The 1,336-nt window shown below is 41.9% G+C and carries 2 protein-coding genes; one reads left to right on the top strand and one right to left on the bottom strand.

The genetic code is table 11. The features are described from left to right. A partial coding sequence (locus AC1DVB_RS27310) for a glycosyl hydrolase family 18 protein (protein ID WP_477591957.1) occupies window positions 1-919 on the top strand: 919 nt, incomplete at its 5' end. Window positions 920-1,099: 180 nt separating this feature from the next. Here AC1DVB_RS27310 and AC1DVB_RS27305 read toward each other — a convergent pair. Next, window positions 1,100-1,336: hypothetical protein (locus AC1DVB_RS27305; protein ID WP_477591955.1), on the bottom strand; the 237-nt coding region annotated here is incomplete at its 5' end.

The raw sequence follows: 1,336 nt of genomic DNA, 5'->3' as shown, positions 1-1,336 counted from the left end.
AGGTGGAGTCGTCTTTGAAACACTTGAGCAGAATGGTGATAAATTATCCTATTTAGCCATTGTCGCTTATTCGTTTACAAGGGAAGGAAATGCGTACGTTGATGGAGATGATCTCCCGCTTATCGCGAAATGCGAACAGACAGGGGTGAAGCCGCTACTGATGATCCGAAACTTTCAAGATGGTGATTTCGATGCTGATTTGGCTGGTGATGTCCTTGCCAGTTCAGTATACAGAGCGAATTTAATCAATAGTATTCTGACTTTCGTTAGGGAGAAAGGCTATGGGGGTGTCAGCATGGACATCGAATTCATCCCACCTGCCAGGCGTTCCGATTATGTGCTTTTTTTAAAAGAATTAAAGGAGGGTTTGAACGAACTGATCCTGCATGTGAACGTACATGCAAAAACAGCGGATAATCCTGATAATCGAATTGTAGGCGGGCATGATTATCGGGGGATCGGAGAGGCAGCTGACCTTGTTGCCGTGATGACCATTGACTATGGGTATCCGACTGGACCGCCTGAACCCATTTCCCCACTTTGGTGGATGGGAGAGGTTCTTCGTTATGCTTTGTTGAATATTCCTGAATATAAACTGCAGTCGGCATTTCCTATGTATGGATACGATTGGATAGTACCGAGCCACGAGACGAAAGCTTTATCAGCTCAAAATGCCCAAAACCTTGCCATTGCAACTGGTGCTGAAATAACTTTTGACACCTCAGCGGCTTCACCTTCCTATTCCTACCGAAGAGAGAATTCGAATCATGTCGTGTGGTTTGAAGATATACGATCGATAAGTGCAAAATATGAAATGATTGATGCATATGAACTGATAGGAGCAACTTATTGGCAGATTGGTTTAGAATTCCCGCAGAATTGGGAGTTTATAAATAATAATATCTGGATTATAAAATAGAATGAATGGGTGCAGGCGGTTTATATATTTACTTCCCTTGTTTGGTTGTACGGCTTTCAACAGAGGCAAGCCAATCATACCGAGCAAGATTTTAAAGAGAGGCAATATTGTTAGACGGGTCTTGAAACGATAAAAAAGGTGCCATGGAAAACCAAGGCTCCTTTTTTTCGTGAAACGAAATCATCTAGGAAGATTAGATGACTTACTTGACAGCAATTGATCACATTGCTTCCCTATTAAGTCGTTCCTTTTAAAAGTTGCATAAAGAAAGGCAAGGAATATCAGCGTGGAGGAAAATTGGAACGTTGTTTTGACACTGTATGTTTCCGTTATAAAGCCTAATAGTAAGACAGAGCCGGCAAATGTAAGATTGATGACTGCTCCCCAAACGGCATGAATTTTTGCAAGAGTCTTTTC

The sequence above is a fragment of the Peribacillus sp. P4_D6 genome (genome assembly GCF_056401795.1).
The sequence above is the reverse complement of the archived record's forward strand: the minus strand, read 5'-3'. Positions and strand labels throughout refer to the sequence as shown.